Annotated in this window: 14 protein-coding genes; 9 read left to right on the top strand and 5 right to left on the bottom strand. The window is 35.8% G+C overall.

Features of this window, described 5'->3' with window-relative positions:
* Window positions 1-24 precede the first annotated feature (24 nt).
* From GV828_RS04710 to GV828_RS04690, 5 genes are all read left to right on the top strand, one after another.
* The gene (locus GV828_RS04710) at window positions 25-1,485 is read left to right on the top strand and encodes a T9SS type A sorting domain-containing protein (protein ID WP_166536326.1); all 1,461 of its coding nucleotides are present in this window, start codon (window positions 25-27) and stop codon (window positions 1,483-1,485) included.
* A 168-nt stretch (window positions 1,486-1,653) separates the two neighbouring features.
* Entirely contained in the window at window positions 1,654-2,490 is an 837-nt protein-coding gene (locus tag GV828_RS04705; protein ID WP_166536325.1) for an energy transducer TonB, read from the top strand.
* 323 nt (window positions 2,491-2,813) lie between these two features.
* Window positions 2,814-3,686: a lipoyl synthase gene (gene lipA / locus GV828_RS04700; RefSeq protein ID WP_166536324.1), complete on the top strand. Its 873-nt coding sequence runs from the start codon at window positions 2,814-2,816 to the stop codon at window positions 3,684-3,686.
* A gap of 32 nt (window positions 3,687-3,718) precedes the next feature.
* Window positions 3,719-4,720, top strand: coding sequence for a type I glyceraldehyde-3-phosphate dehydrogenase (gene gap / locus GV828_RS04695; protein WP_166536323.1), 1,002 nt, complete (start codon window positions 3,719-3,721; stop codon window positions 4,718-4,720).
* Between the two features lie 34 nt (window positions 4,721-4,754).
* Window positions 4,755-6,932 (top strand): tetratricopeptide repeat-containing hybrid sensor histidine kinase/response regulator, encoded by a 2,178-nt coding sequence (locus GV828_RS04690; protein ID WP_166536322.1) that lies wholly within the window; start codon window positions 4,755-4,757, stop codon window positions 6,930-6,932.
* On the opposite strand, the gene GV828_RS04685 is transcribed toward GV828_RS04690, so the two are convergent.
* Complete coding sequence (locus GV828_RS04685) at window positions 6,929-7,741, bottom strand: purine-nucleoside phosphorylase (RefSeq protein ID WP_166536321.1); 813 nt, start codon at window positions 7,739-7,741, stop codon at window positions 6,929-6,931. The two genes, GV828_RS04690 and GV828_RS04685, sit on opposite strands and share 4 nt — an antisense overlap.
* The gene (lpxK, locus tag GV828_RS04680; protein WP_166536320.1) at window positions 7,698-8,738 is read right to left on the bottom strand and encodes a tetraacyldisaccharide 4'-kinase; all 1,041 of its coding nucleotides are present in this window, start codon (window positions 8,736-8,738) and stop codon (window positions 7,698-7,700) included. Before lpxK ends, GV828_RS04685 begins: the two co-directional genes overlap by 44 nt.
* A gap of 80 nt (window positions 8,739-8,818) precedes the next feature.
* On the opposite strand from lpxK, the gene GV828_RS04675 reads away from it, so the two are divergent.
* The 4 genes from GV828_RS04675 to rluF are packed head-to-tail and all read left to right on the top strand — an operon-like array spanning window position 8,819 to window position 12,437.
* A complete protein-coding gene (locus GV828_RS04675) occupies window positions 8,819-9,913 on the top strand; it encodes a Nif3-like dinuclear metal center hexameric protein (protein ID WP_166536319.1) in 1,095 nt (364 codons plus the stop codon).
* 3 nt (window positions 9,914-9,916) lie between these two features.
* Window positions 9,917-10,696 carry a zinc ribbon domain-containing protein gene (locus tag GV828_RS04670; protein WP_166536318.1) on the top strand — a complete coding sequence of 260 codons (780 nt, stop codon included), beginning with the start codon at window positions 9,917-9,919 and terminating at the stop codon, window positions 10,694-10,696.
* A gap of 34 nt (window positions 10,697-10,730) precedes the next feature.
* Entirely contained in the window at window positions 10,731-11,603 is an 873-nt protein-coding gene (locus GV828_RS04665) for an alpha/beta hydrolase (RefSeq protein WP_166536317.1), read from the top strand.
* Window positions 11,604-11,639: 36 nt separating this feature from the next.
* The gene (rluF, locus tag GV828_RS04660) at window positions 11,640-12,437 is read left to right on the top strand and encodes a 23S rRNA pseudouridine(2604) synthase RluF (protein WP_166536316.1); all 798 of its coding nucleotides are present in this window, start codon (window positions 11,640-11,642) and stop codon (window positions 12,435-12,437) included.
* Window positions 12,438-12,493: 56 nt separating this feature from the next.
* Here rluF and GV828_RS04655 read toward each other — a convergent pair whose 3' ends face one another.
* The 3 genes from GV828_RS04655 to GV828_RS04645 all read right to left on the bottom strand — a co-directional run bounded on the left by GV828_RS04655 (window position 12,494) and on the right by GV828_RS04645 (window position 15,688).
* Window positions 12,494-13,378 (bottom strand): bifunctional 5,10-methylenetetrahydrofolate dehydrogenase/5,10-methenyltetrahydrofolate cyclohydrolase, encoded by an 885-nt coding sequence (locus GV828_RS04655; protein WP_166536315.1) that lies wholly within the window; start codon window positions 13,376-13,378, stop codon window positions 12,494-12,496.
* A gap of 116 nt (window positions 13,379-13,494) precedes the next feature.
* Entirely contained in the window at window positions 13,495-14,832 is a 1,338-nt protein-coding gene (gene ffh, locus GV828_RS04650; protein WP_166536314.1) for a signal recognition particle protein, read from the bottom strand.
* Between the two features lie 391 nt (window positions 14,833-15,223).
* Window positions 15,224-15,688 carry a hypothetical protein gene (locus GV828_RS04645; RefSeq protein WP_208103137.1) on the bottom strand — a complete coding sequence of 155 codons (465 nt, stop codon included), beginning with the start codon at window positions 15,686-15,688 and terminating at the stop codon, window positions 15,224-15,226.
* Window positions 15,689-15,770 lie beyond the last annotated feature (82 nt).

The raw sequence follows: 15,770 nt of genomic DNA, 5'->3' as shown, positions 1-15,770 counted from the left end.
TTCGCTTTTCAAATTCCTCAATTTATGAAAAAAAAATTACATTATTTACTACTATTTATTTCCGCTAACCTTTCGGCACAATTCACCACCCCTAACACAGGTGTCACTTGGCGTTTAGACGACTTGGCCACCAACGCTCCCGGAACAGTTTCGGGTTCTGGAAATACTTACACGCTTTCGCAAAATCTAACCATTGCCGCTAACGATACTTTTATTATTGATGCTGATGCAACACTCTTAATGGAAAATGATGTTCAACTCATTATTCAAGGGAATTTTTCGGCCGATGCTAACAATATCTTAATTACCAGAGCGACTGAAACGGCTCGATACCGCGAAATTATTTTTGAAAGTTCAGCCGAAGGATTTATGCGAAATGTTACTGTTTTATACGGTAAAGGAATTCGTGTAGCAACCGGAAACTTTGAAATGCAATCCTGTACACTTTCCTATCATTTAAATGGAACTACCACAAGTTCGGCACTTCAACTAGCAATCGGACAACCCATTATCAATAACTCGACATTTAAGTTTAATCATTATCCGGCAATCGGATCTGCGGCAAATGCGCAAGCTTCGCCAATTATCACTAACAATTTACTTGAAGGAAACAACGACTCAAACGGAAACAGACCACAAATTAATTTAGGACCTAGCAGTTTAGATACCTTAAAAATTATTGGAAACACTATCATCGGGAACCGTGCAAAACATATGACTGGCGGAATTTCCGTATCTAATTTTAGTCCTTCATTACAACACATTTCTTTAATTAAAAACAACACTATTAGAGACAACAGATACGGAATCAATGTTTTAGGCTATAATATGAACGTGATTATTGACCAAAATATTATTGAAGACAATACTACTAATCCAGACCCGATGACAAGTGGAAGTGGAATTGCTTTGCAAGGTGCCGGAACTTCTTACAGCACCAAAATTAGCAACAACCAAATTAGAAGAAACTTATGGGGAATTACCGCCTTTGGTAATGCTACCTTTACCAATCTTGGCGATGGAGTTGAAGTTATAGGAGGAAATATTTTTGCCGATAATGGTAATGGTGGCGAGATTTATGCCTTTTATAACAATACAGCAAATCCGGTTACGGCATTAAATAATTGCTGGATAGAAAATACCCCGTTAACCCCTACAAATGTTGAAGATGTAATTTTTCACCAAGCGGATAACGCTACTTTAGGTTTGGTAAATTTCACTCCTTTTGGCTGCAACGATCTTTCTTCACCTGATTTTAGCTCCACTATTCCAAAAATTTACCCGAATCCAGCCACAAACTTTGTAAATATTGATTTGAGAGAAGAAGCAACAGCTGAAATTTTTAGTACCAATGGAATGTTGGTTGCCAAACACCAATTATATCCTGGAACAAATCATTTACCCACTACCCTACCAGCCGGAATTTATTTGATAAAATTTACTTCGGGTAACAATGCGTTTACGCAAAAATTAGTGATAAAATAATTTTTTTTTAATCCATAGGATAATCTAAGCAGGTATCAAGCCTGCTTTTTTTGTTTTTAAAAACTTCTTACAAAAAAGTTAAACAATATATAATAAATTTCCCTATTATATCGTTATAGTGTTAAATAGGTTTGCTTATGATATGATTTTACTTAAAATTATTACACTATGTCAACAATCAACTTATTTAACAACAGCTGGAATGAGATTGTTTTTGAAAACAGAAACAAACTTTATGGCGCTTACAAACTTCGCCAAGATGATGGAAAAACAACCCTCAAAGCTTTTCTACTCGGGACTTTGTTTTGCGGGGTTTTAGTTTCACTAACTTTTATCAAAAGTAATGGACAAAGCGAGGTTATCGACAAAAATCCTTTTAGTGATCCCATTACGGTAACAGATGTTTATCTTCCGCCAGTTGAAAAACCCAAAGTAACAGAAGCGGCTGGTGCAACCGAAAAATCTTCGGAGGCACAAAAAAAGTATGTAGGTACGAAAATTACCGAAAATCATACCACTCCAAACGAAATGACAACCATTGATCAAAACACAACCAAAACCGGAAGCACAGAAAATGTTGGCGATAACAGCGGCATTATTGGTTTAGGAATTACTTCGGACAACGGTACTGGTGACGGAAAAGGAATTACCGAAACTAATAATAACGGACCTGAATTAACTGGCGACGAAGTGATGATTGCGGTGGATGAAAAACCGGAATTTCCGGGTGGTATCAAAAGTTTTACGGCTTTGGTTGGAAAAAAATTCAGAACGCCGGAAATTGCGCAACTGAGTAAAGTGACTGTTTACGTGAGTTTTGTCGTGGAAAAAGACGGATCGCTTTCGGATATTAGAGTGACGAGAGATCCGGGTTATGGTTTAGGAAACGAAGCCATCAGGGTTTTAAAATCAATTAAAACGAAATGGACTCCGGGAAAAAGAGCGGGAAAAAATGTAAGAACTGCCTTTAATATGCCGATTACGGTACAAATTAATGAAAGATAGTTTAGCCTGATTTTATTATTTGAGTTTGAAATTTCCTGCCGCTTTTTGGGCAGGATTTTTTATGACCAAATGTATCCAAAAATGCCTAAAAGTTTTTTTACAACCCTGTCCCGAAGCGTTGGGAGAGGCGATAGCGCTGGAGCGAAGCGGAAGCCGAAAGCTGAAAGCGGTAATAGAGATGGCTGCATATGCCTGTCCATAAACTTCGGGATCGCTCCTAAAAAAAGGATTACATTTTTTTGGCTTTCGCCAAATTTACACTAAGAAAGCATTAACGGTTTTTCTCAAAACAATCGTTATCTTTGTGGTTTGAAAATTGATTTATGAGCACTGTTTTAGATACCGCAACTGCACCAGCCGGAAAACCTAAATGGTTGAAGGTGAAATTACCCATTGGAAAAAAATATACGGAATTGAGAGGTTTAGTTGACAAATACAAACTAAACACGATTTGCACCTCGGGAAGTTGCCCCAACATGGGCGAATGCTGGGGTGAAGGAACAGCAACGTTTATGATTTTGGGAAATATTTGTACCAGAAGTTGTGGTTTTTGCGGAGTAAAAACGGGACGACCTGAAACGGTGGATTGGGACGAACCTGAAAAAGTGGCGCGTTCTATCAAAATCATGAATATTAAACACGCCGTGGTAACAAGCGTGGATCGCGATGACATTAAAGACGGTGGTTCGATTATTTGGTTAGAAACTGTAAGAGCGATTAGACGAATGAATCCCACGACAACTTTAGAAACTTTAATTCCTGATTTTCAAGGAATTGAAAGAAATCTTGACCGAATTATTGAAGCCAATCCTGAAGTGGTTTCGCACAACATGGAAACCGTGAGAAGGTTAACACGTGAAGTGAGAATCCAGGCGAAATACGACAGAAGTTTAGAGGTTTTACGTTATTTAAAAGAAAAAGGCATTAACCGAACAAAGTCGGGAATTATGCTTGGTTTGGGCGAAACGGAGGAAGAAGTGATTGAAACTTTGCACGATTTGAGAGCGGCAAACGTAGATGTGGTGACGATTGGGCAATATTTGCAACCCAGTAAAAAACACTTACCAGTAAAGGAATTTATTACGCCAGATCAGTTTGCGAAGTACGAAAAAATTGGTTTGGAATTAGGTTTCCGCCATGTGGAAAGTGGCGCTCTAGTGAGGTCTTCTTATAAAGCACAAAAACATATACTTTAGCCCCCTAACCCCAAAAAAGGGAATTTTTTAAAATGACAAAAACAAAAATCGCCATCAATGGTTTTGGAAGAATCGGGAGAAATTTATTCCGGCTATTATTGAATCATCCACAGATTGAAGTGGTGGCGATTAACGATATTGCCGATAACAGAACGATGTCGCATTTAGTGAAATACGACAGCATTCATGGAGTTTTGCCGTATGATTGTAGTTTTAATGAGGATGGAATTTTGGTAAATGGAAAGTTGTACCGTTTTTTTCACGAAAAAGAAATTTCCAAAATCAACTGGCAACAAGTTGAAGCCGAAATCGTAATCGAATCTACCGGAAAATACAAAACTTACGACGAAATTTTCCAGCATATTGAAAGTGGCGCCAAAAAAGTGATTCTTTCGGCACCATCGGAAACCGAAAAAATAAAAACGGTGGTTTTAGGTGTCAACGACCATATTTTAGACGGATCGGAAACAATAATTTCTAACGCAAGTTGCACCACGAATAATGCCGCACCAATGATTAAAATTATCAATGACTTGTGCGGAATTGAGCAGGCTTATATTACAACGGTTCACTCTTATACAACCGACCAAAGTTTGCACGACCAACCACATAAAGATTTGCGAAGAGCTCGTGGAGCCGCACAATCTATCGTTCCTACTACAACTGGAGCGGCAAAAGCGTTGACCAAAATTTTTCCGGAATTAGAAGGGAAAATCGGCGGAAGCGGGATTCGCGTACCGGTCCCAGATGGTTCGCTAACGGACATCACTTGTTACGTACGCGAAGAAATTTCGATTGAAAAATTAAACGAAGCTTTTAAAAAAGCCAGTGAAAGCGAGCTTAAAGGGATTTTGGCCTATACCGAAGATCCAATAGTTTCTGTAGATGTTTTGGGAAACCAAAATTCGTGTTTATTCGATGCGCAATTAACTTCGGTTTTGAGCAAAATGATAAAAGTTGTAGGCTGGTATGATAACGAAATCGGATATTCTGCACGCTTAATCGATTTAATTTTACTAACAAAAAACAATTAACTAACTTTAGCTTCTCAAAAAATATTTTCTGGGTATGAGGAGCTATTATTGTTTACTTCTATTTTTATACACTACAATTGCCCTAAGTCAGGAAAATTTGAAAACCCAAAAATTTTCGGACAGTATTAGCTATTATCTGCAAGTAGCCACATTTAATAAAAACGGAAATAACTACCAACAGGCTTATGTCAATATCCAAAAAGCTATCCAGCTGGCACAAGATTCTAAAAATATCAATAAAGAAGCTGAATCAGAGGCCTTTCTCGCTAGTTTATATTTTAATTTAAAACGATATGACGACGCGATTGAAAGTTATTACAAAAGTATTGCACTTTATAGTCTTGAAGAGCCGAGTGCTGATTTAGCCTTTTGCCATTATGGCTTAGGATTATGCTTTTTAGAAAAAGAAGATTATGAGAAAGCTGAATTATCACTTAAAAATGCAGGTAAAATCTATGATTTATTAGAAATACCTAATGTTCAAGACCTTTTAAATTTACAACGCGGCATCGTTTATAAAGCCAAGGGAAAGAAAAAAGACGCAGTTAAAATTTTTAATCAAATTATTGCAAAACCTGCAGAACAAGACGTTCACAAGGTACAACCCGAAGCGTTCCTACAGATGGGACTTATTGAATTTGAATCTGGAAGAAACAACTTATCGTTAAATTATTTACAACGTGCGTTAGAACAAAACCTTACTACACATAACACAGATCAACGATTAATTATTTTCGAAAATCTAAGCAACGTTCATGAAAAAATGTCAAACTTAAACGAAGCTTATTTTTTCCTCAAAAAGCATAAACAACTTCACGATTCTATCCAGCATTCTAATAAAAAGAAAAATGGTGCAGTGGCTTTCGACAAATTTAAAGAAAATGAGCGTTTAAAAACTATCGAACAACAAACCAAAGAAAATGCCGAACAAAGAAAACTAATTAGAGTTTCTAAATTAACTACTGTTTTAAGTATAGCATTAATTACCATTTTATCGTTATTAAGTTTATCGCTTTATAAAAATAACATCATTAAAAAACGAACCAATCAACTCTTGCAAGATTCTAATTCGGAATTAGAAATAGCCAAAAACAAAGCCGAAAAAGCGCTTCGTGCCAGAGCTGAATTTCTCTCTACTGTAAGCCACGAATTGCGAACACCCTTAAATGCAATCAACGGAATTACGCATTTAATGATTGAAGAAGACCCGAAAGAATCTCAAAAAGAATATTTAAAATCTCTAAAATTTTCCGGAACTTACTTACTTACCTACATCAACGAAATTTTGGAAATTAATCGAATAGAATCAGAAAACATTGAGATTGAAAAAATTGAGTTTAATTTAAAACAACTTCTAGATGATATTCAAAATGCATTAAAGGAACTGGCAAGTCAAAATAATGTAGAATTTGTTTTAGAAAAAGATGACAACATTGCAGCATTTGTATTAAGTGACCCTACCAAGCTATCACAAATATTAATAAACCTCATAAACAATGCACTAAAATTTACTGAAAATGGAAGAGTGTTGGTCAGGGCTAAAGTCCTAGACGATTCTGAAACGGAGCAAGAAATTTATTTTGAAGTTGTAGATAACGGAATAGGAATTCCCGCAGATAAACAAAACATTATTTTTGAAAGTTTTTCCCAAGGATCAGTGGAAATAAACCGAAAATATGGCGGAACCGGTTTAGGACTGGCAATTGTAAAAAGATTGGTGTCCATGTTAGGTGGCGAAATTAAATTAAATAGTGCAACAGGACTTGGCTCTAACTTTAACTTCTCTTTGCGCTTCAAAAAAGCCGAAGACATTAAAGATTACAAGATTTTCATAAATGATAGTGATTTTGTAGGCAAGGAAATTTTATTGGTAGAAGATAATAAAATTAACCAAATGATTACCCGTAAAATGCTCGAGAAGAAAAAAATTAAATGTCAAGTTGTCGAAAATGGCGAAGATGCCATTGAAGCCCTTCGACAAAAGAAATATAATTTAGTTCTGATGGATGTTCATCTTCCTGGAATCAATGGAACTATTGCCACACAACAAATCAGAACCTTTGACAACGAAACCCCAATTGTAGCCTTAACTGCAATTTCACTCAACGAAAATCGCGAAAATTTACTTTCGTTTGGTATGAACGATGTGTTGACCAAACCCTTTAATCCTGATAATTTTTATAGAATTATCGCCACGTCAATGCGTCATTAATCAGTAGCAATTAATTGTTTTATTAACAATCTTACCTGAGGCTCAGCCTTTTTTGCAGCTTCTAAAACTTCGTCGTGAGAAACAGTGTTAATGTTATTCTCGTCACCCATATCCGTAATTACAGAAACACCAAAACATTCCATTTCCATGTGTCGCGCCACAATTACTTCAGGAACGGTGGACATTCCCACACAATCCGCACCTAAAATTTTAACCATTCGATATTCAGAAAGCGTTTCAAAAGTTGGCCCTTGAAGCCCGAGATAAATTCCATCTTTTACCTCAATATTTAGGTTTTGCGCCAATTTTTTTGCCTTATCAATTAAATTTTTAGAATAGGGTTCACTCATATTCACAAAGCGAGGCCCAAATCGCTCATCGTTTTTACCACGAAGCGGATGTTCGGGCATAAAATTAATATGATCATAAATAATCACAATATCACCTACCTTATAATTAGGATTCACGCCACCTGACGCATTCGATACCACTAATTTTTTGACGCCTAAATATTTCATTACCCTTACCGGAAATGTTACTTCTTTCATATCGTAACCTTCGTAAAAATGAAAACGACCTTGCATGGCTACTACATTTTTTCCGTTAATTTTGCCAAAAACCAAAGCCCCTTTGTGGCCTTGAACAGTAGAAACCGGAAAATTTGGAATTTCGTTGTACGGTAAAGTATATTCTACCTCAATATCTTCGGTAAAACCACCCAAACCCGAACCCAAAATCACGCCATATTCTGGAGAAAAATTGAGTTTATCTTGAATGTATTGAACTGTTTCTTGTACTATTTCGAACATAATTTTTTATTGTTTCATCAAATTGCTCACCGTTAAAAAGAAATTCTATTTTTATAGGCAGGTAAAATAGTTTTTCTGCCGAAATTTTTCCTTTTAAACGAACATAATCTTTTTCGGTGGTAATCAAAATTTTATTATCTAATTTATTTTCAATGTTTTGAATATTTTTTTCAGAAAAATCGTGATGGTCCGGAAAAGTGATGATTTCATCATTATTAGTTACTCCTAAAAAATCATAAAAAGGTTTTGGCTTGGCAATTCCAGCCACAATCATTTTAGGTTTCAATTTTATTTCTTCAATCGAAATCTGACTTTTTTCGGAAAAAACAAAATTATCGTAAATCACAGTTGTAAAAAATAATTTTTGAGCAGTTTCCAATTGCAATTTTCGCTCAATAATATTTCTCTCTTTTTCAGATAAATCTTGTGGGCATTTAGTAACCACAACTACCGAAGCACGTTCAGCACCAATACGACTTTCGCGAAGATTCCCAGCGGGAAGTAAAAAATCATCAGCATATAAATCGTTATAAGCAGTAAGTAAAATGTAAAATCCGGCTTTTACTTTTCGATGTTGGAACGCGTCGTCTAACAAAATAATTTCTGGATTTACGATTTGCTGTAATTGTTCAATTCCATTTCTCCGATTGGCATCAACAGCAACGGCAATATTTTTAAATTTTTGATGAAATTGAAAAGGTTCGTCCCCAATTTCAGAGACTTGCGAGGACGAATTTGCCAGCACAAAACCTTCTGACTTCCGCTTGTAACCCCTACTTAAAGTGGCCAATTTATATTTTTGCGAAAGCAAACGAATTAAATATTCTATTTGTGGTGTTTTCCCCGTTCCGCCAACACTTAGATTCCCAACTGCAATTATGGGTAAGTCAAACGAATGAGATTTTAAAATTCCTTTATCGAACAAAAAATTGCGGAATGAAGTGATCAAACCATATAAAATGGAAAATGGAAAAAGCAACAGTCGCAAGTATTTCATTGTTAGGAAATCTATAGTCTTTTTTATTTTAATCTTGCCCGAAAATTCTTTAATTTGTTTTACAAAAATACAACGCTTATATGAAAATAAAAGAAATAATTGCGGTTTTAGAAGAAATGGCACCTTTAGCTTATGCCGAAGATTTTGACAACGTTGGACTTTTGGTAGGAAATCCCAAAGCTGAAACCACAGGAATTTTAGTTTGTCATGATGCATTGGAAAAGGTGATAGATGAAGCGATTGCTAAAAATTGTAATTTGATTGTATGCTTCCATCCTATTCTATTTTCGGGGTTGAAGAAAATTACCGGCAAAAATTACGTGGAACGTTCTATAATTAAAGCCATCAAAAACGATATTGCTATTTATGCTGTTCATACCGCTTTGGACAATCATCGTGAAGGTGTCAATAAAATTTTCTGTGATGCATTAGGATTAAAAAATACCGAAATCTTGGTTCCAAAGGAAAATTTTATTCAGAAATTAGTGACTTATACCGTTCCCGAAAATCATGTAAAAGTAAGAAATGCTTTATTTGATGCTGGTGCGGGAAACATCGGAAATTACGAAAATTGCAGCTTTAATTCTCAAGGAATTGGCACTTATCAAGGCAATGAAAATAGCAATCCTGTAATTGGCGAAGTTGGAGAATTTGTAGAAGGAAGCGAAATTAAAATAGAAGTTACATTTGAAAAACATTTGCAAGGAAAAATATTGAAAGCCTTGTTTGCGAACCATATTTATGAAGAAGTGGCTTATGAAATTTACAATCTCGAAAATCCCCACCAAAACCTTGGCTTAGGAATGACGGGCATTTTAGAGCAAGAATTGACGGAGACTGAATTTCTTCAAATGGTAAAAAAAACCATGAAAGCCGATGGAATTAGGCATTCAGAATATTTAGGAAAACCCATAAAAAAAGTTGCCGTTTTAGGCGGTTCGGGAAGTTTTGCCATTAAAAAAGCCATTCAAGCTGGAGCTGATGTTTTTTTAACAGCCGATTTAAAATACCATCAATTTTATGAAGCTGAAAATCAGATACTTTTAGCAGATATTGGTCATTATGAGAGCGAACGTTTTACAAAAAATTATATAGTTGATTATCTTACGAAAAAAATTCCTAATTTTGCAATCATTTTATCGGAAGAAAATACAAATCCAGTTAAGTACTTATAAAATATGGCGACTACAAAAGAATTGAGTGTTGAAGACAAGTTAAGAGCAATTTATGATTTGCAACTCATTGATTCTAGAATTGATGAAATTAGAAATGTTAGAGGTGAATTGCCTTTGGAAGTAGAAGATTTAGAAGATGAAGTAGCTGGTTTAACCACACGCGTTGAAAAATTGAAAACGGACCTTGAAGGAATTGAAGATGAAATTAAAGCAAAGAAAAATGCCATCGACGAGCACAAGGAAGCCATTAAAAAATACACCAAACAACAAGAATCGGTAAGAAATAACCGTGAATTTAATTCTTTAACAAAAGAAGTTGAGTTTCAAGAACTTGAAATTCAATTGGCTGAGAAAAAAATTAAAGAATTGAAAGCATCCATCGAGCACAAAAACCAAATTATTTCAGAATCTAAAGAAAGATTAGAGTCAAAATCAACTCACTTGAAACACAAAAAATCTGAGTTAGATGCGATTATGGCTGAAACCGAAAAAGAAGAAGCGTTTTTGACCGAAAAATCTGCAGAATATGAAGCAGAAATCGAACCAAGATTATTACAAGCTTACAAAAGAATCCGCGGAAGTGTAAGAAACGGATTAGCAGTTGTTTCTATTGAAAGAGGTGCTTCGGCAGGATCATTTTTCACTATTCCACCGCAAACCCAAATGGAAATTGCGTCGAGAAAAAAAATCATTACGGATGAACATTCTGGAAGAATTTTAGTTGATGCCGCGCTTGCAGACGAAGAAAGAGAAAAAATGGAGAGCTTATTCTCAAAAATATAAGTAACTTAAGTCCCGAAAAATCGGGACTTTTTTTATGCAAAAAATATTCAATTTCTTACTGGCAAAATCCATCGGTTTGTATATTAATTTACTGAGTTATGTAGCGCCAAAAAAGGCTTCTCGCTTGGCATACAAATTTTTCAGTGAACCTCGTGCGGGAAAAATTTTCCAAAAAAACCTACCCGAAATTCTCAAAGGTGTCAAAACTGAAATGCTTGAAGAAGGCATTCACCATTTTCCGGTTTACATTTGGGAAGGTGGCGAAAAAACGGTTTTACTCGTTCATGGTTGGGAAAGTAACGCCTCGAGATGGGAAAATTTCTTGCCATACCTCCAAAAATCAGGTTGCACAATTATTGCCCTCGACGCTCCCGGACACGGCTTGTCTTCAGGAAAAGAATTTAGCGTTCCCACTTATGCAGAATTTGTAAATATTGCCGCCGAAAAATTTCGTCCGCAATTCATCGTGGGGCATTCGATGGGTGGCGCAACAACCCTTTATTATCAGCAATTATATCAAAATCCAGAAGTTGAAAAAATAGTTTTGCTTGGAGCTCCATCTGATTTGGGAACGCTCGTAAATAATTATGCCAAATTGTTGAGCCTAAATTTGAAAGCCGTAAAGATGATTGAAAATCATTTTTTGGAACATTTTAAAATTAAAATTGAAGAATTTTCTGGGAAAATTTTTGGATCCAAAATCAAAATAAAAGGACTAATTGCACACGATATTGACGACGATGTAGTAGCTTTTGAGGAAGCAAAAAAAATAGCCGAAAACTGGAAAAACCATCATTTCATTCAAACAAAAGGATTGGGACACAGCATGCACGATGAGAGTTTGTACCAAGAAATTTGTCATTTTTTGTTTAATGATAAAGAAGACATTCAAAATTATTCGGCATAAATTTTTAGGCTGATAAAATAGAATTACCTTTGCCAAATGGAGGAAAATTTAAAACGAATCAACAAATTTATTAGCGAAACCGGATATTGTTCGCGTAGAGAAGCTGACAAAATTATTGCTGACGGAAGGGTTTCGGTAAACGGAAGGATTGCAGAAATGGGAACCAAAGTTTCCGCCGAAGATGAAGTGCGTGTTGATGGAAAATTAATTGTAGAACGCAATACAAAACCAGTTTATCTAGCATTCAACAAACCCGTTGGAATCGAATGTACCACAAATCTCGAAGTAAAAAATAATATTGTTGATTACATCAATTATCCTAAGCGAATTTTCCCGATTGGTCGTTTAGATAAAGCCTCGGAAGGACTAATTTTCATGACCGATGATGGCGATATCGTAAACAAAATTCTTCGTGCCAGAAACAATCATGAGAAAGAATATACCGTTACTGTAAACCGCCCGATAACGGATAGATTTATCGAAAAAATGGGAAATGGCGTGCCCATTTTAGATACCATTACAAGAAAATGTAAGGTGGAACAAATTAGCAAATACGTTTTTAAAATTATTTTAACCCAAGGCTTGAACCGCCAAATTCGTAGAATGTGCGAATATTTAGGATATGAAGTTACGGCGTTAAAAAGAATTAGGATTATCAATATTTCGCTTGATGTTCCAGTTGGGAAATATAGGGAATTATCTGACAAAGAAATTTCGGATTTAAACCAATTAATTGCACCATCAAGCAAAACTGAGGAGGCGAGTTTGCCTAAACCTGCAACACCAAGAGTTAGCCCCAGAAATGCGAGAAAACTTCCGCCAAGAAACCGATAAAATAAAACGCATATTTCAAAAATGAAACTTGCGTTTTATTTAAAATTTTTTTCTATCTAATTTCTTTTTTCGATATTTTGTTCTCGTGCTAACAATGTATTTTTGAGCAGCATGGCAATTGTCATCGGGCCAACACCTCCAGGAACTGGCGTGATAAACGAGGCTTTTTTACTGACCAAATCAAAATCTACATCGCCGGTAATTCGGTAACCTTTTTCGCTATCGTCTGCCACACGGGTAATTCCCACATCAATCACAACGGCATCATCTTTTACCATTTCAGCTTTTAAATAATTTGGAACACCCAAAGCTGTAATGATAATATCCGCTTGTGTGGTAATTTGGGCAATATTTTTGGTATAACTATGAGTTAATGTAACGGTAGAATTTCCGGGAAAACCTTTTCTTCCCATCAAAATACTCATCGGACGACCCACGATATGGCTTCTCCCAATAACAACCGTGTGTTTTCCTTTAGTTTCCACACCATAACGCTCTAGTAATTCTAAAATTCCAAAAGGTGTTGCTGGGATAAAAGTACTCATGTCTAGCGCCATTTTCCCAAAATTTTCCGGATGAAACCCATCCACATCTTTTTTAGGATCGATTGCCATCAACACTTTTTGCGTGTCAATTTGTTCAGGCAAAGGCAATTGCACAATAAAACCGTCAATATTATCATCTTCGTTTAATTGTTTAATTTTTTTGAGCAATTCGGTTTCTGAGGTGGTGCTCGGCATTTTGATTAATGTAGATTCAAATCCCACGCGTTCGCAGGCTTTCACTTTACTTCCCACGTAAGTTAAACTGGCGCCATCATTCCCAACGATTATAGCAGCGAGATGTGGCACTTTTTCGCCGTTTTGTTTCATTTTGTTAACCTCGGCAGTAATCTCATTTTTAATGTCGTCCGAAATTTTTTTTCCGTCTAATAGTTGCATTTGTTGTTGTTTAATGTTTAAGTTCAATGTGCTTGAACTAGTGTGTAGTTGTTGTAGTTAAATCAAAAATTTAAGGTTCAAAATTCTGATATTCAGAACGTTGAACCTTACAATATTTATCTCATTCCTTTCATGGCCCCCATCATTCTCATGAGGTTTTTTCCGCCACCACCTTGCATCATTTTCATCATTTTGCTCATTTGATCAAACTGTTTCATGAGTTGGTTAACTTGCTGAATGCTTGTTCCTGAACCTTTTGCTATGCGGTTTTTTCTTTTGACATCAATGGTGGAAGGCTTGCTTCTTTCAGTTGGTGTCATTGAATAAATAATAGCTTCGATATGTTTGAAAGCGTCGTCTTCAATTTCCACATCTTTTAACGCTTTTCCAGCTCCAGGAATCATTCCAACCAAATCTTTCATGTTACCCATTTTTTTCACTTGCTGGATTTGGGTAAGAAAATCGTCAAAACCAAATTCGTTTTTGGCAATTTTTTTCTGAAGTTTTCTGGCTTGTTCTTCGTCAAATTGTTCTTGAGCTCTTTCTACAAGGGAAATTACGTCTCCCATTCCCAAAATCCTTTCGGCCATACGACTTGGATAGAAAACGTCAATCGCTTCCATTTTTTCGCCAGTTCCGATGAATTTTATAGGTTTATTTACAACCGATTTAATAGAAATGGCAGCTCCACCTCTGGTATCACCATCTAATTTTGTAAGAATTACTCCATCGAAATCTAAACGATCGTTGAAAGATTTTGCGGTATTTACAGCATCTTGTCCCGTCATGGAATCGACTACAAATAAAGTTTCTTGCGGCTCAATCGCACGATGAACGTTGGCAATTTCGGTCATCATTTCTTCGTCAACTGCCAAACGACCAGCGGTATCGACGATTACTACGTTAAAACCATTGGCTTTTGCATGTTTGATTGCATGTTGAGCAATTTCAACCGGATTTTTATTTTCTGGTTCCGAATATACTTCTACTCCAACCTGATCTCCAACTACGTGAAGCTGATTAATTGCCGCCGGACGATAGATATCACAGGCAACCAAAAGCGGTTTTTTATTCTTTTTTGTTTTTAGATAATTCGCTAATTTCCCAGAAAAAGTGGTTTTTCCCGAACCTTGTAAACCCGACATCAAAATTACCGATGGATTACCGGAAAGGTTGATTCCTGCAGCATCGCCACCCATCAATTCGGTTAGTTCGTCTTTCACCAATTTTACCAAAAGTTGTCCCGGTTGTAACGTAGTTAAAACGTCTTGACCAATGGCTTTGTCTTTTACTCTTGATGTAAATTCTTTTGCAATTTTAAAGTTCACATCGGCATCTAAAAGTGCACGGCGAACTTCTTTTAAAGTATCGGCAACGTTTACTTCTGTGATTTTTCCGTGTCCTTTTAATATATGAAAGGCTTTATCTAACTTATCGCTTAAATTATCGAACATGAGTTTTGATTTTTAAAGGTGCAAAGATACAAAATTTAGGGATATCTGATTTAGGATTTTAGATATATGATTTAGGAATTTAGATATATGATTTAGGATTTAAAGATTGGAAGATTTACAGATTAATGCAATCGACCTTAATTTAATATTTGGAATTTACATTTTTTTATTGGAATCTCCCTCATTAGCCCCGATTGAAGCGGAAATCCTTTTGCCTGAAAAATATATTTTTCACCGGGGAAAAAGAGCGACCGCGGAAGCTCCTTTTTACCCGAAGTGAAAAAATATTTTTGGGCAAAAGATTGCAGCGGAAAGCGGGAATTGCTTCTAAAAAATGGTCATAAAAAAAGCCAGACAATTATGGTCCGGCTTGTTATCGTTATATTTTATTTTAATTTTTTTCGAAGGTAAGAAAGTCCGTATCGCCATCACCACCGCTAACATCACGAAGTCTGATTTTGCTGTTTGTAATTTCTAAAATATCCCAATCGTCTGTCAAGTCTTGGAAAGATGCAGGTGTTGATGTGGAAAACAAAATATTGAAATCGACGTCATTTGAAGGCGAATCGTCATCGCTATCATCATTTGTTACGGACCATATTCCGCTGTAATTATTGGTACCGTTATTTGCTGTTAATACATTATTAGCAGCGAAATTAAAATTGTAATTGGTAAAATGATAGGTTTCGTCCTGACCATTGTCTAAATAACTTGTAATCCGCCAAGTTCCGGAAGTTACAGTGTTAGTCACTTGTGTAGGTGTTGGATTGTTTGATGACGAACTATCATCATCAGAGCTACAAGCAACAGCAAGAAATAATCCTCCTACAATTGCAAATAATGGGGTTGTTTTCATTTTTTTAATTTTTTAATATTAATCAACTATTTTAACAATAAACTCTATATATTTATATTTATTGTTGTAAAGTTAAAAATTA

Source organism: Flavobacterium ichthyis (genome assembly GCF_009915155.1).
Classification (GTDB): domain Bacteria; phylum Bacteroidota; class Bacteroidia; order Flavobacteriales; family Flavobacteriaceae; genus Flavobacterium; species Flavobacterium ichthyis.
Note: the sequence above shows the minus strand (reverse complement) of the source record. Positions and strands in the feature narration are given on the sequence as shown.

Coding starts and splice junctions, on each gene's coding strand:
- GV828_RS04710 (WP_166536326.1), top strand. CDS start 25: ATGAAAAAAAAATTACATTATTTACTACTATTTATTTCCGCTAACCTT.
- GV828_RS04705 (WP_166536325.1), top strand. CDS start 1,654: ATGTCAACAATCAACTTATTTAACAACAGCTGGAATGAGATTGTTTTT.
- lipA (WP_166536324.1), top strand. CDS start 2,814: ATGAGCACTGTTTTAGATACCGCAACTGCACCAGCCGGAAAACCTAAA.
- gap (WP_166536323.1), top strand. CDS start 3,719: ATGACAAAAACAAAAATCGCCATCAATGGTTTTGGAAGAATCGGGAGA.
- GV828_RS04690 (WP_166536322.1), top strand. CDS start 4,755: ATGAGGAGCTATTATTGTTTACTTCTATTTTTATACACTACAATTGCC.
- GV828_RS04685 (WP_166536321.1), bottom strand. CDS start 7,741: ATGTTCGAAATAGTACAAGAAACAGTTCAATACATTCAAGATAAACTC.
- lpxK (WP_166536320.1), bottom strand. CDS start 8,738: ATGAAATACTTGCGACTGTTGCTTTTTCCATTTTCCATTTTATATGGT.
- GV828_RS04675 (WP_166536319.1), top strand. CDS start 8,819: ATGAAAATAAAAGAAATAATTGCGGTTTTAGAAGAAATGGCACCTTTA.
- GV828_RS04670 (WP_166536318.1), top strand. CDS start 9,917: ATGGCGACTACAAAAGAATTGAGTGTTGAAGACAAGTTAAGAGCAATT.
- GV828_RS04665 (WP_166536317.1), top strand. CDS start 10,731: ATGCAAAAAATATTCAATTTCTTACTGGCAAAATCCATCGGTTTGTAT.
- rluF (WP_166536316.1), top strand. CDS start 11,640: ATGGAGGAAAATTTAAAACGAATCAACAAATTTATTAGCGAAACCGGA.
- GV828_RS04655 (WP_166536315.1), bottom strand. CDS start 13,378: ATGCAACTATTAGACGGAAAAAAAATTTCGGACGACATTAAAAATGAG.
- ffh (WP_166536314.1), bottom strand. CDS start 14,832: ATGTTCGATAATTTAAGCGATAAGTTAGATAAAGCCTTTCATATATTA.
- GV828_RS04645 (WP_208103137.1), bottom strand. CDS start 15,688: ATGAAAACAACCCCATTATTTGCAATTGTAGGAGGATTATTTCTTGCT.